The 19747-nt window shown below is 36.6% G+C and carries 20 protein-coding genes and 1 pseudogene; 18 read left to right on the forward strand and 3 right to left on the reverse strand.

Features of this window, described 5'->3' with window-relative positions; translation table 11 throughout:
- Entirely contained in the window at window positions 1-582 is a 582-nt protein-coding gene (locus H9655_RS04010; RefSeq protein ID WP_191811081.1) for a YpmS family protein, read from the forward strand.
- A gap of 64 nt (window positions 583-646) precedes the next feature.
- On the opposite strand, the gene H9655_RS04015 is transcribed toward H9655_RS04010, so the two are convergent.
- Window positions 647-1354, reverse strand: coding sequence for a DUF4397 domain-containing protein (locus H9655_RS04015; RefSeq protein ID WP_225230398.1), 708 nt, complete (start codon window positions 1352-1354; stop codon window positions 647-649).
- Window positions 1355-1503: 149 nt separating this feature from the next.
- Here H9655_RS04015 and msrA point away from each other — a divergent pair, with 149 nt between their 5' ends.
- The 3 genes from msrA (at window position 1504) to H9655_RS04030 (ending at window position 3401) form a co-directional block, all read left to right on the forward strand.
- Window positions 1504-2046, forward strand: a complete 543-nt coding sequence (msrA, locus tag H9655_RS04020) for a peptide-methionine (S)-S-oxide reductase MsrA (RefSeq protein ID WP_191811085.1) — start codon at window positions 1504-1506, stop codon at window positions 2044-2046.
- Complete coding sequence (gene msrB, locus H9655_RS04025; protein ID WP_191811087.1) at window positions 2039-2476, forward strand: peptide-methionine (R)-S-oxide reductase MsrB; 438 nt, start codon at window positions 2039-2041, stop codon at window positions 2474-2476. Before msrA ends, msrB begins: the two co-directional genes overlap by 8 nt.
- Before the next feature lie 145 nt (window positions 2477-2621).
- Window positions 2622-3401 carry an IclR family transcriptional regulator gene (locus tag H9655_RS04030; RefSeq protein WP_191811089.1) on the forward strand — a complete coding sequence of 260 codons (780 nt, stop codon included), beginning with the start codon at window positions 2622-2624 and terminating at the stop codon, window positions 3399-3401.
- A gap of 11 nt (window positions 3402-3412) precedes the next feature.
- Here H9655_RS04030 and H9655_RS04035 read toward each other — a convergent pair whose 3' ends face one another.
- Together H9655_RS04035 and H9655_RS04040 are read right to left on the reverse strand one after the other, a co-directional pair.
- On the reverse strand, window positions 3413-4501 hold the full coding sequence (locus H9655_RS04035) for a DUF3500 domain-containing protein (protein ID WP_191811091.1): 1089 nt from the start codon (window positions 4499-4501) through the stop codon (window positions 3413-3415).
- Between the two features lie 79 nt (window positions 4502-4580).
- Window positions 4581-5669: an SGNH/GDSL hydrolase family protein gene (locus H9655_RS04040; protein WP_225230399.1), complete on the reverse strand. Its 1089-nt coding sequence runs from the start codon at window positions 5667-5669 to the stop codon at window positions 4581-4583.
- Window positions 5670-5875: 206 nt separating this feature from the next.
- Between H9655_RS04040 and H9655_RS04045 the strand changes: the two genes are divergently transcribed.
- The 14 genes and pseudogenes from H9655_RS04045 (at window position 5876) to H9655_RS04110 (ending at window position 19701) form a co-directional block, all read left to right on the forward strand.
- Window positions 5876-6049 carry a YjcZ family sporulation protein gene (locus tag H9655_RS04045; RefSeq protein WP_191811094.1) on the forward strand — a complete coding sequence of 58 codons (174 nt, stop codon included), beginning with the start codon at window positions 5876-5878 and terminating at the stop codon, window positions 6047-6049.
- A 149-nt stretch (window positions 6050-6198) separates the two neighbouring features.
- The gene (locus H9655_RS04050; protein WP_191811096.1) at window positions 6199-7173 is read left to right on the forward strand and encodes a S66 peptidase family protein; all 975 of its coding nucleotides are present in this window, start codon (window positions 6199-6201) and stop codon (window positions 7171-7173) included.
- 883 nt (window positions 7174-8056) lie between these two features.
- Complete coding sequence (locus H9655_RS04055) at window positions 8057-9427, forward strand: aspartate aminotransferase family protein (RefSeq protein ID WP_191811098.1); 1371 nt, start codon at window positions 8057-8059, stop codon at window positions 9425-9427.
- Window positions 9424-10116, forward strand: coding sequence for a CoA transferase subunit A (locus H9655_RS04060; protein ID WP_318245442.1), 693 nt, complete (start codon window positions 9424-9426; stop codon window positions 10114-10116). Before H9655_RS04055 ends, H9655_RS04060 begins: the two co-directional genes overlap by 4 nt.
- Window positions 10101-10763, forward strand: coding sequence for a 3-oxoacid CoA-transferase subunit B (locus tag H9655_RS04065; RefSeq protein WP_191811100.1), 663 nt, complete (start codon window positions 10101-10103; stop codon window positions 10761-10763). The genes H9655_RS04060 and H9655_RS04065 overlap by 16 nt, the downstream gene beginning before the upstream one ends.
- A gap of 107 nt (window positions 10764-10870) precedes the next feature.
- Window positions 10871-12139 (forward strand): peptidase, encoded by a 1269-nt coding sequence (locus H9655_RS04070; RefSeq protein WP_191811103.1) that lies wholly within the window; start codon window positions 10871-10873, stop codon window positions 12137-12139.
- 20 nt (window positions 12140-12159) lie between these two features.
- Window positions 12160-12305: pseudogene (locus H9655_RS04075) on the forward strand (aldehyde dehydrogenase family protein); the annotation flags it as partial.
- A 74-nt stretch (window positions 12306-12379) separates the two neighbouring features.
- Window positions 12380-13240, forward strand: a complete 861-nt coding sequence (gene ablB, locus H9655_RS04080; RefSeq protein WP_191811105.1) for a putative beta-lysine N-acetyltransferase — start codon at window positions 12380-12382, stop codon at window positions 13238-13240.
- A 75-nt stretch (window positions 13241-13315) separates the two neighbouring features.
- The gene (locus H9655_RS04085; RefSeq protein WP_225230400.1) at window positions 13316-14740 is read left to right on the forward strand and encodes a sigma-54 interaction domain-containing protein; all 1425 of its coding nucleotides are present in this window, start codon (window positions 13316-13318) and stop codon (window positions 14738-14740) included.
- A 258-nt stretch (window positions 14741-14998) separates the two neighbouring features.
- On the forward strand, window positions 14999-16414 hold the full coding sequence (kamA, locus tag H9655_RS04090; RefSeq protein ID WP_191811110.1) for a lysine 2,3-aminomutase: 1416 nt from the start codon (window positions 14999-15001) through the stop codon (window positions 16412-16414).
- Window positions 16415-16424: 10 nt separating this feature from the next.
- Window positions 16425-16715: a YokU family protein gene (locus tag H9655_RS04095; protein WP_191811112.1), complete on the forward strand. Its 291-nt coding sequence runs from the start codon at window positions 16425-16427 to the stop codon at window positions 16713-16715.
- 68 nt (window positions 16716-16783) lie between these two features.
- Entirely contained in the window at window positions 16784-17002 is a 219-nt protein-coding gene (locus H9655_RS04100; RefSeq protein ID WP_191811114.1) for a YozE family protein, read from the forward strand.
- Between the two features lie 836 nt (window positions 17003-17838).
- Window positions 17839-18645, forward strand: coding sequence for a GntR family transcriptional regulator (locus H9655_RS04105; RefSeq protein ID WP_191811116.1), 807 nt, complete (start codon window positions 17839-17841; stop codon window positions 18643-18645).
- Between the two features lie 36 nt (window positions 18646-18681).
- The gene (locus H9655_RS04110; RefSeq protein WP_191811118.1) at window positions 18682-19701 is read left to right on the forward strand and encodes a tripartite tricarboxylate transporter substrate binding protein; all 1020 of its coding nucleotides are present in this window, start codon (window positions 18682-18684) and stop codon (window positions 19699-19701) included.
- The last annotated feature ends 46 nt before the right edge of the window (window positions 19702-19747 follow it).

The raw sequence follows: 19747 nt of genomic DNA on the forward strand, positions 1-19747 counted from the left end.
TTGAAGGGGAATAAATGGAAAGTGCTTTTCTTAGGGCTACTGGGATTAATCATTCTTTTTGCGATCATTTTATTTATTATGGTAAGTATTCCAGCGAAGGATGACCCTTATGAAAGTGTGCAATTAAATGAGACGGATTATGCTCCATTTCATATATCAACAAATAAAAATGATTTAAACCTAGTAATTAATCATTATTTAGAGGAGGAAATTTTAGACGGAGGACTTGACTATGAAGTAAGGTTAGATGACGAAGTAAATTTATATGGGACCTTACCAGTATTCAGTCAACAGCTGCGTTTAAGAATGTCTTTTGAACCCTCTGTCTTACCAAACGGCGATGTTGTATTGGAACAAAAGGATTTATCCATCGGCCAAATGGATTTACCGATCTCCTTCTTACTCAAGCTAATTAATAATCATTATAAAACACCAGATTGGGTAGTCATCCAACCAAATGAAGAGAAAATCTATGTAGCCTTAACAGAGATGGATCTAAAAAGCGATATAAAAGTAAATGTAAATGACTTCAATTTAGAAGAAGATGAAATTGACTTTACTTTATTAGTTCCGGTAAAGTAGAGCAGTTACCTGTAGCGAGAACTCTTTATGATAAGTGTTCCTGCTACAGGCTTTTTATATGAAATTATTGAATCAGTACCATTAGTTCTAATGGTGGATTTCCTGTCACAGAGCCGAAGATATAGATGAGGTGCTGTTTCTGGGGCTGTAAGTGGAAACGAAAAGAAGTGAGATAATCTCTATAAGGGTAACCGTAAATACAGCCCTGTAGTATGCTAGGCGAGAGATTCATCCAGTTACTCGATTGCTTATATTGTATGAGTGGCAATTCCTCACTTTTGGGCGTTAATATCACCGGTCTGAATGATGGACCATCAGCTACAAGATGAATGAATTTTACATGGGAAGAATTCTTTATAGCGATACTAGTTGGTGTGTCGGTATATTTCATGTCATTGGCTTCACCAGAGAGTGCGATATTATGCAATGTTTCGGGGAGAACTTCAATTTTTCTACTAAGAAGAGATGAGACCATAACGTCAGTTGGATAAATATCAATATGATAACTAGAAGCAGGTAATGCAAGTTTATTAGTTAATTGTTTATAAGAAATTTGTTTGTATATTTTGACACCATTTATAAAGATATCTATCAATTTGCTACTTGGAGAGAGATGAGTGAATTGAATATAGCCAAATGAATCCGTCAAGTTCTGCTTCAGTGGATTGACAGGTGATGACATGTCCTTTTGCTCTGAAGTGGATTGCAGTTCCATTAGATAAGCAAACCTCCTTTTAGGTTTTTCATTATTGTATTCATCAAAATGTTTCATGCGATTAAAAATGATCGTGAGGAAGTTTTCGGAGAACATCAGTAGTAATGGAAGGTCGTTTATTTGCATCTAAACGCACTTTTCATTATCTTAGTGTTACAAGCTATTTCTTTAAGAGCTAAGGAATATAAAAAAAGAGGTGTGACAAGATGGCGAATAATTATGATGAAAAAGCGGCATTTGCCGGTGGTTGTTTTTGGTGTATGGTAAAACCATTTGATGAGTTACCAGGCATTAAAGCGGTGATATCTGGTTATACCGGCGGTGATAAAGAAAATCCAACTTATGAAGAGGTTTGTTCGGAGACGACTGGTCATTATGAAGCGGTGCAAATTACGTTTGATCCGGAGATTTTCCCGTATGAAAAATTACTTGAACTATATTGGCAACAAATTGACCCAACCGATACTGGAGGTCAATTTTACGATCGAGGTCAATCTTATCAGACGGCAATTTTTTATTATAATGAACAGCAGAAACAATTAGCCGAAGCTTCAAAAGAAAAATTGGAGAAAGAGGGGCCCTTTAAAGATCCGATCGTGACAAAGATATTACCAGCAAAGACTTTCTATCCTGCAGAAGAGTATCATCAACATTATTATAAGAAAAATCCAACTCATTACCAGGCATACCATCAAGGCTCAGGTAGAGCAGGTTTTATAAAACAAAATTGGGGTGAAAAAAATGAGTAAAAAAGAAGACTTGAAGAATAAATTAAATGAGATGCAATTTTATGTCACACAAAATAATGGAACGGAACCACCATTTAGAAATGAATACTGGGATGAATTTAGAAAAGGAATTTATGTTGACATCGTATCAGGTAAGGCGTTATTTAGTTCAACTGAAAAGTATGATGCAGGTTGTGGTTGGCCAAGTTTTACAAAGCCAATAGAAGAGGAAGAAGTATTAGAAAAAGAAGACTATAGCCATAATATGGTTCGAACTGAGGTGCGCAGTAAGGAAGCGGATTCTCACTTAGGCCATGTGTTTAATGATGGACCAGGTGAGAATGGATTAAGATATTGTATTAATTCTGCTTCATTAAAATTCATAGCATATGAAGACATGGAGAAAGAGGGCTATGGGCGTTATCTGAAATTATTTGCTAAAGAAGATTAAGATGCGTGTATTTAGACCAAGGGGGATTCATTTTGTTGAATCCTTCTTTTCATTTCCCAAGAAATCTTTTTCGCTTGTGGAAAGGTTTTGAAAATGGTAAATTTATTGTAAAGTAAATATCTTTTAAGAGGTGATGGATGCATCTATGAATGATCAAATGTTTAAAAAGAACTATTCGATGCAAACCTTACATAAAGCATTACAAATTTTACGATCTTTTTCTTATGAGCATAAAACTTTGTCATTAACAGAATTACATAAACGTACGGGCCTCTCTAAGCCTAGTTTACAAAGATTGCTTTCTACACTCGTGTTTGAAGGATTATTACATAAAAATGAAGAAACAAAAAGATATCAGTTAGGATTAGAGTTATTGTTTTTAGGCCGTTTAGTAGAAAAAAACTCAAGTTTTTTAAATATAGCCGCTCCAGTAATGAAAGAAATGTGGGCGAAATTAGAAGAGTGCATTAGTTTAAATGTGATTGAAAATGAAAAAAGAAAGTGCATAGATTTTATCGCAAGCAGTCATCAATTACAAACGATGATTACGGTGGGACAAGAATCACCACTTTATGCAGGCGCTTCAGCAAAAATATTATTGGCTTATTTTCCAGCGGCCGTCCAAAGAGAGTATTTAGCAAATATTCAATTCGAACCTCTCTCAAGTGAGAAGACTTTTGATAAAGATGAATTATTTCAGGAGCTACAATCTATACAGCAAAAAGGATATGCCAAAAGTAATGGTGAGAGAGTGAAAGGTGCGATTTCATATAGTGCACCTATATTTAATCCTCAAAATGAAATTTTAGCAAGTATATCTATTACGATTCCATCTGTTCGTATTGATGATTATGAAGAAGAAGAGCTAGTTGAAACAGTCATTGAAGGAGCTAAGATTATTACAGGGAAGATACAGAAAAAATAGACTGAAGTTATTTATTTCAATATCCCCCCATAATCATTTAATTTATCGCGCCATATAGAATGTATATGTGCCTGTTTTTTATTGGCAACCCCCTCTTTACTATAGATTTCAATCCAAATTTGCGGCCCATCAATACGAAAGTAACTACCTGGTCGCTTTATTGAAGTCGAACCAGCCCAAGCAATTGTCGTTTTCTCTAGTTGTTCCTGTGATAAATACGTGTGTAGTAATGCCTTTCTTGCTTCATAAGGGGCATGATGAACCCATTCCTTAATCATGTGATTTACTTGTAATTGTTGTTCCTTATTTAGAGTTTTTATAAGTAAACCTTCTTGATTGGGAAACGAATGGTCATATCCGGGACCTAGTAAAATGTCGTTAAACGCCTCATTAAGTTTACTTTGCTGTTTTTGTTCACTATTTAAAGATAATTGGAGGGCGTGGACAGCATCTACTTTTGCATTCATAGGATGGTGCGTACGATTATTTATTTGAAAGATAAGAGGTTGTGTCCCCGTAAACTCTGGGGTAATCGTAGTTTTAGAACGGTTAATGAAAATATTCTCTGCAAGATGATGACCTGTTAATTGAATCATCCAAGGTTTTGTATAGGAAGGGTTTCCGTGAATAGAGAAATAATATTCTTGTGCCCCCCATTTAAATGGAGGTTTCTTTATAGTTGTTGATAAAAAGTAATCAGCTTTAATGATTTCTGTCATATGTTCAAAGCCAAGCGGGCTCAGATTCGCTTGTAGTAATAACATGGCGAGTATAAAACTTTGTGTATTTAGTTGAGACAATGGCACCCCGTTTCTACTTGCTTGATTAATGGGTAAGTTTGACCATTGATGTGCAATGGTCTCATTTAGTGGAAGAATGATTTCTTCTTTTTGTTCTTCATTTAAACTTTCGAAAAGCTGATGAGCAAGTTCAACTGATTCTTCCTTAGTCGTGATAATGGGTTCATCTAAGATATGGTTGAGTTGGTCAAGAATGTAATGTTGTTCTTGTAATTCTGCCGCTGTTGGAGAAAAAGAGGCAAGCGCATGATTGAAATTAATGAAGGCTATAAAAACAAGTAATACTAAACATCGATACATGAGAAAAACTCTCCCTGTCCTTTTTTTGTTAATGTGTGTAAAGGAAGGAGAGCTCATTCACATTTTTCATAAAAACGGTTTAGTTCGTCCCTTCAGTAATGATCGTGGAAAGAAATATCTCTGCTTTACCCGATTCATTAAAGATAGATTTTTGCTTGGATACAGTAAATGTAACTTGATGTATCCCTTTCTCTAAACCGCTTGATATATATAGATGTCTTTCTCTTTCTAGTGGCCACCAAGTTGACAATGTTCGTACAGGCTGTCCGTCAATATAGATATCTAGCATTCCTCCTGCAGGATGACTCTTCACTTTCATCCCGAGAAAAGTTCCGGAAAAGGAAAATTCGATTGAATCTCCAGCATTTTGACTATACCAATAAATCCCTTTATATGGATGACTGGCATGTGTGTAGGCAGAAGATTGTTGTAAAGCTATATTTACGTCTTCATGAAGAGGAGCAGCAAGTACTGCTATTTGTGTATCCTGATTCATTAACGCTTGTGTTTCTTGAAAAATTGCTTCGGCATAAAGTTGATATCCTCTATCGTTAGGATGTACAAGATCGGTAGTTAATTCAAAAGCAGAATAAGGTGATTCACTAAATACAGGGCGTAAATCAATGTTCTTAGCCAAATAATGGGCTGAGATGTCTGCTATCTTTTGAATGAATAATTCATTATCTAAAGGTGATTCCGTTAGTGTGAAAATTTCTGTATCAGGATAATCTTTCTTTATTTGTCTAAGGAGACCTTCATAAAATTGCGCAAACTGTTGCTCGTTCATATATTTCCGATCATTTTCACCGAAAACAATAAAAGTTAAATCGATGCTTCCCAGGTGCGGGGTGGTGTTCAGCTTGTTTAACCCTTCAAAAGCAGTGCTTCCACTTTGTACAACCATATGCCGTTTAAAATCAACATTATATGCCTCTTTCATTTTATTTTCCCATATTTGAAACCATTTTTTATTTGGCGCTGATGCTCCTGAACCTCTACCAATACTATCACCGATGATTAAATAGTTAATGGTTTTTTCGCTTCCTACTTTTTCATAAAAATTCTCTACAGATTGATCTCCTTCTACTTTAGGTTCTTGAAAGAATTGAAATGAAAAAATAAATCCAATACATAACATGAAACATAGGAGGAGTGATTGTCTTTTCATTCTTAATACTCCTTTAGATATGACAGTTTTAGATTACCCAATTTATCTTTTAATTAAATTGTATGAGATGAAAACGCTTTACGTCTAGTGTAAAAAGAAAAAAACTGTCATTCAGAAAAAATTAGGCGAAAACACATGCAGGACAAGAACCTATGTCATATGATGATTTTGAAAATGCCTAAAACAAAAAGAGGAGTGGAATGATTATGAATTACGGATATGGATGCGATCCTTGTGCACAACAAGTTCAACCTTATTATGGGTATCCAGTAGGTGGACACGGCGGTTGCGGAAATGGAGCATTTGGTGGCTTTGCGTTAATCGTAGTATTATTTATCTTGTTAGTAATCATCGGTGCTAGCTGGTGCGGTAACTGGTAATAATAAAGATTAAGGAGGGGCTATGAGCCTCTCTTTTTTTTACATCCACTTATTTTTAGTTAAGTACCAAGTTGAGATTTTATGTGTGTTGTCGACATCACGATGAAAATTACTGTAAAATAGAAAGAAAAAAGTGGATGTGTTCATAGATGTTTCCAAAGAGATTACAACCAGGGGATGAAATAAGAATCATTGCCCCTTCAAGAAGCATGGCAGTTATTAAGGGCGAACAAAGAAGACTAGCAGAAGAACGGTTAACTAATTTAGGATTTGTTGTTACTTATGGTAAATATGTTCTCGAACATGATGCTTTTTTTAGTACTAGTATTGAGCAAAGAGTGGCAGATATTCATGATGCTTTCAGTGACCCGAATGTCAAAGCCATTATAGCAGGGATAGGCGGCTATAATGCCAATCAATTATTAAAAGCCATTGATTATTCATTAATTAAAAACAATCCAAAAGTTTTTTGTGGGTATAGTGATATAACAGCATTGCTAGCTGCCATCCATCATCAAACGGGCTTAATTACATACTCCGGCCCTTTCTTTGCTGATTTTGGTATAAAATATGGGTATGAATATACACTTAATAGTTTCCTTCAAGCAGTGACGACTGATGGATTGTATGAAATTGAGCCTTCAGATAAATGGAGTGACGATCCATGGCATCTGGAGCAAGAGGAAAAGCATTATATTGCATCCGAAGGCTACCTCGTTCTTCAAGAAGGAGAGGCAAGTGGAAAATTAATTGGTGGAAATTTATCAACTTTAACGTTATTACAAGGGACGGAATATATGCCCTCATTGAAAGATGCGATTGTTTTTATAGAGGATAATGATGAATCACATCCTTTCCTTTTTGAACGGGGGTTGCAATCTTTGCTACAACAAAAAAATGCGAATGAGATAAAAGCGATCCTTATCGGGAGATTTCAAAAAGAATCACAGGTTACAGATTATTTCTTAAGGAAGATGATTGAATCGAAAAAGGAAATCAGTAGTATTCCAATTATTGCAAATATTGACTTTGGCCATACCAATCAAGCAGCGACGATTCCATTTGGGTCGTATGCTACCATCAAAGCAGAAAAAGAAAATGTAGAGATTTTTGTCGGTGAATAGGTAAGGGGACAGTGTACACATGAAATGGGTACACTGTTTTTTTATTAGTTAAGTGATTAGTACCCTACACAAAAGCAAGCTGACTTCACACTTCGACTGAAACCTGTTACGCATTTAATAAGATCTTCATCAAATTTTATATTCAGCTCATCCCATAGATAATTAAAAATATCTTTTCAATCTTTAAGAAAGTTTTACATTTCTCATACATACAATTGAAATAAAAACATAAATAAAGCTGATTTGTATGAGCAAATGAGAAATACCCACATATGTGAGGAGAAAGCTCATGACTTGTGTGGGCAACCGAGAAATACCCACATTAGTGAGAAGAAAGCTCATGACTTGTGTGCGCAAATGAGAAATACCCACATTAGTGAGAAGAAAGCTCTGGACCTGTGTGGGCAATCGAGAAATACCCACATATGTGAGAAGGAAACTCATGACTAGTGTGAGCAACCGAGAAATACCCACATTAGTAAGAAGAAAACTCATGACTAGTGTGGGCAACCGAGAAATACCCACATTAGTAAGAAGAAAACTCATGACTAGTGTGGGCAACCGAGAAATACCCACATTAGTGAGGAGAAAGCTCATGACTAGTGTGAGCAAATGAGAAATACCCACATATGTGAGAAGAAAACTCATGACTAGTGTGAGCAACCGAGAAATGCCCACATATGTGAGGAGAAAACTCATGACTTGTGTGTGGAACCGAGAAATACCCACATATCTGAAAAGGAAACTCATGACTTGTGTAGGCAAATACCCGCTCCAAAAAAATAATCATACTTCATTGCTCGTTTACCTCACATGTTACTCGTAGGTTTTAGCGGGTTTTCTTTATGCACGTTTGAATGCTCGATTAGTAAGGGGGATGGGGATGGACCGCACATATTTAATCAAACCTGTAATAGATGCAGAGTATCCAATGATTGATTATGGCAAGGGTGTATATTTGTACGATAGTGAGGGGAAAGAATATCTCGATGCTTCATCAGGAGCGATTACGGCAAATATTGGTCATGGTGTCCAGGAAATCATTGATGCAATGACCGAACAGGCTAAACGAGTATCTTTTGTATATCGCTCACAGTTCACAAGTGAGCCAGCTGAAAAGTTGGCCAAGAAAATAGCAAGTTTATCCTTCCCTGAGTTGAATTGGTGTTTCTTTGTCAATAGCGGGTCAGAAGCAACAGAAACAGCCATGAAAATTAGTATTCAATATTGGCAAGAAAAAGGTGTGATGACGAAAACGAAGGTTTTATCTAGATGGATGAGTTATCACGGAATCACGTTAGGCGCGCTTTCTATGTCAGGACATACTGGGAGAAGAGCTCGGTTTATTCCCCTACTAGAAGATTTTCCAGTAATCCAACCTCCTTATTGTTATAGGTGTCCATACAATAAAGAAGCACCTGAGTGTGGTTACCTTTGTGCAAATGAGTTAGATAATATCATTAGAAGAATGGGGAGTGAGCATATTGCTGCTTTTATAGCGGAGCCGATTATTGGAGCCTCTGGGGCAGCTATCACTCCACCGAAAGATTATTACAAGATTATTAAAGAGATTTGTGAGCGCCATCAAATCTTATTTATTGCGGATGAAGTGATGACTGGATTTGGACGCACAGGCACAATGTTAGCTTGTGAGCAGTGGGGTGTTGAACCAGATATCGTTACATTAGGTAAAGGGATGGGAGCGGGATACACGCCGATTGCCGCTACTTTAGTCGGTGACCATGTGATGGAACCGATTGTCTCAGGTTCTAAGACAATTATGGGCGGGCATACTTTGAGTGCTAACCCTCAAGCCTGTGCCGTTTCACTCGCTGTCATAGAATATTTGGAAAAGAATAAGATTATACCTGAAGTGAAGAAAAAAGGTGAATATTTAAAAGCAAAGTTGTTACAGCTACAAAAAAGTTTTTCATTTATAGGGGATATAAGAGGCAGGGGTTTAATGCTAGGGATAGAATTTGTCCAGAACTTTGTAGAGAAGACGCCCTTCCCAAGAACAATGAAAGTCACAGAAAGTATGATTAGTATTGCTCAACAGCATGGCTTACTTGTTTATCCGGCTGGTGCAGGTTCAGACGGTGTGAACGGGGATGCAGTTATGATTGCTCCCCCTTTGACTATTACTTATAAAGAAATGGATGACTTAATTCAGCGCTTTAAAGAAACTTTACAGCAATTTACGAACTTTTATTTAAACGAAGTCGACTTAAAGTTAGAAGGTGATAAAGAGTGACACAGGTACTCAATAAAGTTTCATCCATTGAAGAGGTCAATCATTTATTTTTTGACGGTATGACATTAATGTATGGTGGTTTTGGTGGAGTAGGATCACCGCCGACACTAATTGAAGCGATTAAGAAAAAAGGGGTCTCACAGTTAAAGCTTATTGGTAACGATACTGGGTTTCCTCATATTGGTATTGGGAAAATCGTAAGCCTTGGCCGTGTGTCTCATATCATTACTTCTCATATCGGCTCAAATCCGATTGCCGGTGAATTAATGACTGATGGGAAGATGGTGGTTGAGTTTTCTCCACAGGGGATACTGGCCGAGCGTATTAGAGCTGGCGGTATGGGGTTGCCAGGAATTTTATCAAATATTGCAACCGATAATGATATCGTACAAAAGGGCAAGAGTTTTTGTGAAATCGGTGAAAAGCGCTATATGGTTGAAACAGCGTTAACAGCGGATATTAGTATCGTTTATGCTAAGAAAGCAGATACATTTGGTAATCTTATTTTTGATAAAAGTGCAAGAAATACGAATCCACTTTGTGCAATGGCAGGAGACATTACCATTGCTGAAGTAGAAGAAATTGTTCCAGTTGGGAATTTACAGGCAGAGGAAATCATTACGCCAGGTGTTTTTGTTGATTATATCATCCAATCTGAGGGGGTGGACTGGAAATGGGCATGGCAATAGACATGCGAAATCGTATGGCCAAAAGAGCAGCAGCGGAAATCAAATCTGGCATGGTGGTGAATCTCGGTATAGGGATCCCCTCATTAGTACCTAATCATCTCCCCCGGGATTTTCCGGTCATGTTTCATGCCGAGAATGGCATTATTGGGATGGGGCAGAGTCCAATCCATGGTGAAGAAGATGAAAACTTATGCAATGCCGGCGGATTTCCTGTTTCTTTAGTTGCAGGCGGTTCTTATTGTGATAGCTCAGTTGCTTTTGGCATGATTCGTAGGGGGAAGGTGGATTTAACCATTTTAGGTTCATTACAGGTGAGTGAAACCGGTGATTTAGCTAATTGGATTGTCCCGGGTAAAAAGGTACCAGGGATGGGTGGTGCGATGGAGCTTGCCCAAAAAGCGAAAAAAGTGATTGTTGTTATGAATCAAACGGATAAACACGGTCAAGCGAAAATTGTGCAAAAATGTAGTCTTCCTTTAACTTCAACCGGTTGTGTCAAAATGATTATTACGGATATGGCAGTTTTTGCGATTGAGAAAAATCGTGGATTAGTTCTTCATGAGGTCTTTAAACCTCATACTATCGATGAAGTATTACAACATACTGCTGCCACCGTGTCCTTCCATGACAAGATTATTTTCTCTTAGGCAAAGGAAAATACTTAGCGTTAGCGAATAACTGAGAAGAAAACACTTTTTTTCTTATATGAATCATTTTTCACCATCGACGAAATCTTTAAAGGAGTGGGGCTTCGATGAATGAAGATTTAAAGCTCAAAGACTGGTTAAATGAAAATCGAGCGAGAGGCACACGTTTTTTACAAAGGCTTGTTCAAGAAAAGAGTACGCGCGGACACGAGAGTAGTGCCCAAGCGATTATTATAGAAAAATGTCGTAAATTAGGGCTTGCCCTCGATATCTGGGAAATTGGCGATGAGGAGCTGCTTAGACATCCTGCCTATTGTTCTGATAGAAAGGATTATAGTGGTAATCCGAATGTAGTAGCTGTTCTAAACGGGGCAGGGGGCGGGAAATCAATCATTTTAAATGGTCATATTGATGTTGTACCAGAAGGGGATTTAAATGACTGGACGGATGATCCGTTTAGTGGTCGTATCAAAGAAGGTAAAATGTATGGTAGAGGCACAACCGATATGAAAGGTGGAACAGCCGCATTATTACTTGCTTTAGAAGCGATTATTGCTTCGAATATTAAACTGAAAGGTGATGTCATCTTTCAAAGTGTGATAGAAGAAGAAAGTGGGGGAGCAGGAACATTAGCAGCTGTTTTAAGAGGTTACCAAGCGGACGGTGCGATAATCCCTGAGCCTACAAATATGAAAGTTTTTCCTAAGCAACAAGGTTCGATGTGGTTTCGTGTATCTGTGAAAGGGAAATCAGCACATGGGGGCACTAGATATGAAGGAGTCAATGCCATTGAAAAAGCGATGTTAATCATTGAAGGACTTCAACAGCTTGAGAGAGTGAGAAATGCGAGAATCGATGATCCTTTATATAAAAATATCCCCATTCCTGTTCCTGTGAATATTGGCAAAATCAAGAGTGGTGAATGGCCATCCTCTGTGCCTGATAAAGCTATAATTGAAGGCAGAATCGGTGTAGCTCCACATGAGAGAATGATAGATGTAGAGAAAGAATTAGAAGCTGCCATTGATGAGGTGTGTGAAAAAGATGGATGGCTATCTGAAAATTCACCGAGTATTCAATGGTTTGGAGGCAGATGGCAACCGGGAAATCTAGAAAGTGATCATCCTTTAATCACCACTGTCAGTAAAGCTTTTGAAAGGGTTACAAATAAAGAAGCAACAATTGAGGCATCCCCGTGGGGAACGGACGGAGGCATCTTATCAAACGTTGGTCATACACCTGTTGTTGTTATTGGTCCAGGTGTGACTGCTTCTGCTCATGATGCGAATGAATATATTTTTTTAGATGATGTATTTGAGGCTGCTGAGGTCATTGCGCTCTCTATTATTTCATGGTGTGGTATTGTTAAAGAGTAAATAGATAGTTGCATAGGGTAGATGTTGGTGGTGTGATAATCAATGATTTCCCAACATTTAGAGTCGATCATATGCCATATGTAGGCGTAAAGGAAGTGGAACAGGTAGAGAAGGCATAAAATATGCGGTAGAAGAAATGAAACTAGTGAGCTTTCGCTTAGAGTAAGGAACTATTTAAAAGAGTGATAGTATATGAAGGCTCGGCGAAAGCCGGGCTTTTTCTACAATGGAGGGAGAAAAATGGCTGAAATCATACAAGAAAAACTGTGTACAAATCATTATGTGATTGATGTTGTAAAGGATTTCTATAATAAACGGATTAGGGTTGATGATTATCGTGGTGATATGTCCGCAATCATTAATAAATTAACGGAAATTTATGATAATAATGAGATAGAAAAGGTAATAATTAAAGCAAGAAAAGAGGATTTTAATACGCTGATACAGAATGGTTTTCTATGTGAGGCGACTATTAATCGCTATTTTCTTGGGTCTGACTTATTCTTTTTCTGTAAATATTATCAAACAGAAAGAAGAAGAAGCGATGACTGGTTAAAAGAAGATGAGATTGTTGAAAATGTTTGTAAATTGTCAAAGGAGTTTCAAATAAATATCCCACCCGCAGACTATCGATTAAGAAGAATGACAGAAAATGATGCCAAAGGGTTGGCTACACTTTATCGGGCTATATTTGAAGTATATCCAACGCCTCTTCATGACCCCGAGTATATTAAGAAAACAATGAAAGATGGCACGATTTATTTTGGTTATGTTTATGCAGATAAAATTGTAAGCGCTGCTTCAGCAGAAGTAAATAATGATTATAAAAACGCAGAGCTAACGGATTGTGCCACTCTAGTGGAACATCGTAAGCATGGATTAATGAAAGTGTTATTGCAGAGATTAGAGAAGGAACTTGCGAATGAGGGGATCTTTTGTGCTTATTCGATTGCGCGTTCTTTATCTTTTGGCATGAATGCAGCTTTGCACCAATTAGGCTACGTCTATCGTGGAAGGTTAGGAAAGAATTGTTATATTTTTAATAAACTCGAGGATATGAATGTTTGGGTAAAAGATTTATCAACAACGATATTAAAATAATTTGCCCAAAAATTGGCAGTGTATGACAAATTTTCGGCACCTCATCTGTATTTATGGCATAGAGGGGGAATGAGATTGACAAGCGAGCACGGTATTTCAAAAGAGGTCCTATCAGCAATTTTAAATAGCATAGATGAAGGGATTCATGTTGTTGATCAACATGGTTGTACAATTTACTACAATGAGATAGCTGCCAAACATGATGGTTTGAAAATAGAAGAAGTGTTAGGAAGACCACTTTTAGACGTTTTTCCCTCGTTAAACAAAAATACGAGCACATTGTTTAATGTGATGCACACTCAGCAACCAATGATTAATGAACAGCAAAGTTATGTGAACTTATATGGAAAACAAATTGAAACCGTCAATACTACTTTACCAATTGAACTTGATGGAAAAGTTGCTGGTGCGGTTGAAATTGCGAAAGATTATTCGCGAATTAAAGAACTGAATGATAGCTTGATTGATTTAAGGTCAAAAGTAAAGAGCAAAAGAAAAAAAGCAACAAGCCATTCACATGCAACCAAATATACCCTTGATAGCTTATTAACAAAAGATGAGAAAATGATTGCAGTAAAAAACGAAGCAAAAAAACTAGCGCGTTCACAGTCACCGATGCTTGTAATTGGGGAAAGTGGAAGTGGAAAGGAATTATTTGTTCAAGGCATACATGAGGCATCACTATCGTCTAATGCCCCCTTTATTGCCCAAAACTGTGCGGCGATTCCAGAATCGTTATTAGAAAGTGTCTTATTCGGGACAACGAAAGGAAGCTATACTGGCGCCACGGACCGACCGGGATTATTTGAGTTGGCTGATGGAGGCACTTTATTTTTAGATGAAATTCATGCGATGCCTATTGAGCTGCAAGCGAAGCTATTACGTGTGTTAGAAGATGGTCAAGTGAGGCGACTAGGAAGCACAACAAACACATATGTGAATTTTCGCGTCATTGCGGCAATGAATATTCACCCTCAAATCGCCCTAGCAGAAGGGAGCATACGAGCTGACTTATTTTATCGTTTAAATGTACTTACGTTTGAATTATTGCCATTAAGAGAGAGAAAAAAAGACATTGTGTTCTTAACTGATCATTTCATTAAACAATATAACGAGCAATTTTTAAAAAATATTACCGGTCTAAACCCACAAGTCCAGCGGTTTTTTTTCAAATATAAATGGCCAGGAAATGTCAGGGAATTGAAGCATACAATCGAATATATGATGAATGTATGTAATGGTCCAACACTGACAGTTCAAGATCTCCCTCTAATGCTCAAACAATATTTACAAGAAGAGAAAGATTCTATTAAACAAACTGATCTTGCCCTGCGTCCAGCGCTAGCTAAATTGGAGAACCAATTAATAGGGGAAGCCATCAACCAAACAGAGGGAAATATATTAAAAGCAGCTAAATTGCTACAAATCCCAAGGCAAACGCTTCAATATAAACTACAGAGGCTTGAAGTGGCATCTGTTGAAAACCGCATAGATTTTTAGAGAGTGCTGATTATCGCATCTAATTTATGGAAAGATAAAGCTTCTACATAATAAACATATTCTTCTATGATTTCCATTTTATTAGTGCCGAATAATCGGCATTTTTTTATGGCCAATGATTGTGAAAAGCCCTTCTAGGGTCTGTCCCTGCCATTAGTAGCCACGTTGTAGGTATTCGCATATCTTATTCTTAGAATGAAATTGTTGGCATAGCATTTGCATAATAAGATTGACGACTACTTTGAAGGGGGAAACCATGTGAAACAGTTTTTGTATAAGCCGAAAAGGCATTGGAAGGATATCGAACTTTGGAAAGATGTACCTGAGGAAAAATGGAACGATTGGTTATGGCAACTAACCAATACGATTAGAACGTTAGATGATTTAAAAAAGGTTATTCATTTAACGCCTGAAGAGGAAGAAGGCGTTAAAATATCAACGAAAACCATTCCATTGAATATTACACCTTATTATGCCTCACTGATGAGTCAAGACGATCCACGCTGCCCGATTCGCATGCAATCGGTACCCATTTCAGAAGAAATTCATAAAACCAAATATGATTTGGAAGATCCACTTCATGAGGACGAGGATTCGCCTGTAGCTGGATTGACTCATCGTTATCCAGATCGCGTCCTCTTCTTAGTAACCAATCAATGTTCTATGTATTGCCGTTATTGTACAAGGAGAAGGTTTTCTGGGCAAATCGGCATGGGTGTTCCGAAGAAACAATTAGATGATGCAATTGATTATATTAAAAACACACCTGAAGTTCGTGATGTCCTCATATCAGGAGGAGACGGCCTATTAATTAATGATAAAATCCTCGAATATATTTTAAAAAGCTTGCGAGAAATTGATCACGTGGAAATTATTAGAATTGGTACAAGAGCACCTGTCGTGTTCCCGCAAAGAATTACGGAAAATCTATGTAATATTTTGAAAAAGTATCATCCAGTCTGGTTAAATACCCATTTTAATACATCGATTGAAATTACTGAAGAATCGAAAAAGGCTTGTGAAATGTTAGCAAATGCTGGTGTGCCAGTAGGGAATCAATCAGTTATTTTGGCAGGTATCAATGATAGTGTACCAATTATGAAAAAGCTGATGCATGACTTAGTTAAGATTAGAGTAAGGCCGTATTATATTTATCAATGTGACTTATCTGAAGGGATTGGCCATTTCCGTGCGCCTGTTTCAAAAGGGTTAGAGATTATTGAAGGTTTGCGAGGTCATACTTCAGGATATGCTGTGCCAACGTTTGTTGTAGATGCGCCAGGAGGAGGAGGGAAAATTGCCCTTCAGCCGAATTACTTGATCTCACAAAGTGCGGATAAAGTAGTCTTAAGAAACTTTGAGGGGGTAATTACGACTTATCCAGAGCCTGAAAACTATGTCGCAGGTAAAGCTGATGATTATTTCCAAGGTGTATATGGAGATATGGAAGAGATGAAATCAAAAGTTGGCGTGGCAGGCCTATTGAATGATGAAGCATTTAATCTTGTCCCAGAAGGACTATCTAGATTAAATCGCCGGGATCATTATGACCATGATCCATCTCATAGTAATTTGAAGAATCGTAGAGAAAAACGTGACGAGTTAAAAGAAAAGAAATACCAAGCAGAACAAAAGAAAAGGTCAGAATCGGAAACGGCAGCTTCTAATGAGTGAGGTGATAACAATGCACAGCCATTGTACATGGTGTGATAGTAAACATATTGAAGAGAAAAAAGCCAGTGTGTTTTGGGAACTCCCCGATGGCTCAAGAGCAATAGAAATTACCGAAACACCCTCTATTTTATGTCACGACTGTGATATGGAATATCAACCAGATGAGCAAGTAAAAGAAATTGAAGATCAACTTTTTTTAATTGATACGAAAACAATAGATAAAGAGATTTCTTTTGCGGAATTGATGGCAAGACCGCGATTGCTAAAGAGAAATTATTTTGATTTCTCCCAGTTAGATTAACCTAATGCTTGATTTGTTATTAACTTTCCTTCATGATGTAGAAAAACGGATTAAAGGAAGTTGGTACGATGGCAAAATCTTTTTACCATTTTTTAATGACCTACCGCCATCCTGAACCAAAGGATGAAATAAGTATTTTTGCAAACGATGCTTACCATGATCATAGTTTTCCTAAAATGTCTAAGAACTATCAAGAAATCAGTTCTTACCTTGAGTTAAACGGATCTTATTTAGCAACGATGACTGTCTTTGATGAGGCGTGGGAACGATATAATAATAAGGGATAAATGTTTAGTATTACCCATTTTCTTCCCCTATGATTCTATTTAATGGCGTTTCAAATAAGAAAGTAGGGTATTTCTAGCAATACGGAAGTAATAAAATCTGGTAGAGTAAATTTAAAAAGTACCTTATAGAGTAGAGACGTCAAAGAATCTACCTATAGGGTGCTTTTATTTATCAGTGACTTTTGAGTATTGCCGACATGTTTTATAACCCAATCTAGTAACATAACATCTTTGATAAGATGGAGGATCATAATCATCATAAGAAGTGAATGACAAGATTATATGAATTGTCTATATTCAAATATAATATTAAGAATAAATTGACAATTTTAAATATTTTTAATAAAATGTTAGTTAATCAACTGTGCATACACCCAAATCTTCGTTAGGAAGGGTGATAGAAAAGAGAGATATTGAGAAAAAGGCTGTAGGAATAGGTTTAATGATTAACGCAAGTTTTGCTCTACACTAATCATAATGACCACTATATCATTTTTTTTACCTTGTTATATAACGTCTACATACATGTATAAATGTGTGGGGGAGTTTGAAGCTACTAAAGCAAGTGGGAATTTAAACTAAGGATAAACAAAACTTATTATAAAGCTTAATCCAAGTGTTTTCCAAAACATTTATTTTTTTGACTTGTTATATAACGTCTACATACATGTATAAATATGTGGGGGAGTTTGAAGCTACTAAAGCAAGTGGGAATTTAAACTTAGGATGAATTAAACTTATTATAAATCTTAATCCAACTGTTTTCCAAAACATTCATTTTTTTTAAGTTTTTTATATAACATCTATATACATGTATATATGTGAGGAGAGTTAGAATGACTATTAATCGTGAAAGTTATATACCTTTGTATAAACAAATTGCGCAAGACCTTCAACAGAAAATAGAAAAAAACATCTTTGAGCCAGGTCAGAGATTACCTAGTGAACATGAATTAACAGAAGAATATCAGGTAAGCAGATTAACAGTTCGAAAATCAATCAAACTTTTATTAGAAGAAGACCTCATTATCATTCAACAAGGAAAAGGTATGTATGTTAAATTTCCAATCATTCAAACGGACATTATGAACGATGTATTAGACGTGCAAAACTTTAGAGGGTTTTATGAAACTTTAACAGGTCAAGGTCTAAATGTGAAAATAAAATTAGTTAAATACGGTGAAGAAAAGATTTCAAAAAATATTGCCGAAGCACTAGAATGTTCGATGGATACTAAGATACGTACAATATACCGTATATTTTATTTAAAAGATATGCCGATCGCTTTTAACATTACCTATTTATCCCCTGAATTAGTTTTTACAGAAGAGATGATAGAAGAGGTGGAAGACAAACCATTAAGTACATTGTTAAAAACAAGCAAAGATAATTCTCAGCTGGGTCTTGAGGAAATAAGGTGTTCAATAGGGGTACGTCCTGTTTCGAATGAAATAGCAAATAGGTTAAACGTCCCGAATAATCATCCTCTCATGACATTAAGCCGAGTATTTTACTATAAAGACGCTTCTCCTCTTGTAGCAGGGCTCATGTATCTAAATACAGACTGTTATCAATTCACAATTAGAAGTAACAGTAAAGATAACAATGATAAGCCGACTTTAGAAATGTTATCAATTTACTGATAAAAAATAAATTTAAAATAAGGGGGGAGTATTTTAATGAGAAAAATGAAAGCGTGTTCATTCTTTGTTATTTTGCTAGTTACATTAGTAATGCTAGTTTTATCTGCGTGTAATTCATCAGATGTTGCATCTTCGTCTGAGAAAGAAAAAGGAGAAAATGAGGGTTTACCACAGAATTATCCTAATAAATCTATTGATGCACTTGTTGGTTTTGCTCCTGGTGGTGGTCAAGACCTAATTATGCGTACAACAGCACAAATTTTTAATGATGAAGAGATGATAAACCAATCTTTTGTCATCACAAACAAAACAGGTGCTGGAGGTCGTATTGCAAGTGAAGAATTAGCGAGGCAAAAAGGTGATCCATACAAGTTAATAGTGGTCCCTGAATATGGTCCAGGTTGGGACCCAAGGCTTAATTTAAAGTTTTCTGATTTTCAACCAATTGCTTCCCTGGCTACTAGTGAACTATTTATCTATGTCCACAAAGATTCCCCATATGAAACGATAGAGGAGTTATTAAGTTCATTAAAATCGGAGAAAGATGTAACTATTGGTACGCTCGGTCCAATTGATGGTGGTGAAGCCTTTAAATGGGATCTGATTAAACAAGGCGCAGGTATTGATAAATTAAACTTCGTTCCAATGGAAGGAGCTTCTGAAGGGTTAACGGCTGTACTAGGTGGCCAAATTGATACGACGTTAGGTGTACTTCCATTAATTAATGACTATATCAAGACAGGTGAAGTGCGCGTGTTAGCTGTCCTTTCAGACGAACGCTCCAAAGATTTACCAGATGTCCCTACTTTAAAAGAATCAGGAGTGGAAGTTGCTTTCCATCGATATACAGGAATTTGGACAGGAGGAGACGTTTCAGATGAAGTTGTTAATTATTGGGCAGAAAACCTTAAGAAAATGACTGAAACAGATAGGTGGAAAACATTTTTAAAGAACCGTGGATTGTCTTCTTATTATTTAAATACAGAAGAATATACAAAGTTAATTGAGGAAGAGGGGATAGAATTTAAAAAATATTTAGAAAATTTGGAAAAATAATCAAAATTTAGATGTAAATAATTTATTTTAATTAGTAGTTCCTCAA

The organism is Cytobacillus stercorigallinarum (genome assembly GCF_014836495.1).
GTDB classification, from domain to species: Bacteria; Bacillota; Bacilli; order Bacillales; family Cytobacillaceae; genus Cytobacillus; species Cytobacillus stercorigallinarum.

Bases quoted from the DNA above. Each gene is read 5' to 3' on its own strand.
- H9655_RS04045 (WP_191811094.1), top strand. From the start codon at position 5,876: ATGAATTACGGATATGGATGCGATCCTTGTGCACAACAAGTTCAACCT.
- ablB (WP_191811105.1), top strand. From the start codon at position 12,380: ATGGCTGAAATCATACAAGAAAAACTGTGTACAAATCATTATGTGATT.
- H9655_RS04050 (WP_191811096.1), top strand. From the start codon at position 6,199: ATGTTTCCAAAGAGATTACAACCAGGGGATGAAATAAGAATCATTGCC.
- msrB (WP_191811087.1), top strand. From the start codon at position 2,039: ATGAGTAAAAAAGAAGACTTGAAGAATAAATTAAATGAGATGCAATTT.
- H9655_RS04065 (WP_191811100.1), top strand. From the start codon at position 10,101: ATGGGCATGGCAATAGACATGCGAAATCGTATGGCCAAAAGAGCAGCA.
- H9655_RS04070 (WP_191811103.1), top strand. From the start codon at position 10,871: ATGAATGAAGATTTAAAGCTCAAAGACTGGTTAAATGAAAATCGAGCG.
- H9655_RS04105 (WP_191811116.1), top strand. From the start codon at position 17,839: ATGACTATTAATCGTGAAAGTTATATACCTTTGTATAAACAAATTGCG.
- H9655_RS04040 (WP_225230399.1), bottom strand. From the start codon at position 5,669: ATGAAAAGACAATCACTCCTCCTATGTTTCATGTTATGTATTGGATTT.
- H9655_RS04015 (WP_225230398.1), bottom strand. From the start codon at position 1,354: ATGAAACATTTTGATGAATACAATAATGAAAAACCTAAAAGGAGGTTT.
- H9655_RS04100 (WP_191811114.1), top strand. From the start codon at position 16,784: ATGGCAAAATCTTTTTACCATTTTTTAATGACCTACCGCCATCCTGAA.
- H9655_RS04035 (WP_191811091.1), bottom strand. From the start codon at position 4,501: ATGTATCGATGTTTAGTATTACTTGTTTTTATAGCCTTCATTAATTTC.
- msrA (WP_191811085.1), top strand. From the start codon at position 1,504: ATGGCGAATAATTATGATGAAAAAGCGGCATTTGCCGGTGGTTGTTTT.
- H9655_RS04095 (WP_191811112.1), top strand. From the start codon at position 16,425: ATGCACAGCCATTGTACATGGTGTGATAGTAAACATATTGAAGAGAAA.
- H9655_RS04030 (WP_191811089.1), top strand. From the start codon at position 2,622: ATGAATGATCAAATGTTTAAAAAGAACTATTCGATGCAAACCTTACAT.
- H9655_RS04110 (WP_191811118.1), top strand. From the start codon at position 18,682: ATGAGAAAAATGAAAGCGTGTTCATTCTTTGTTATTTTGCTAGTTACA.
- H9655_RS04055 (WP_191811098.1), top strand. From the start codon at position 8,057: ATGGACCGCACATATTTAATCAAACCTGTAATAGATGCAGAGTATCCA.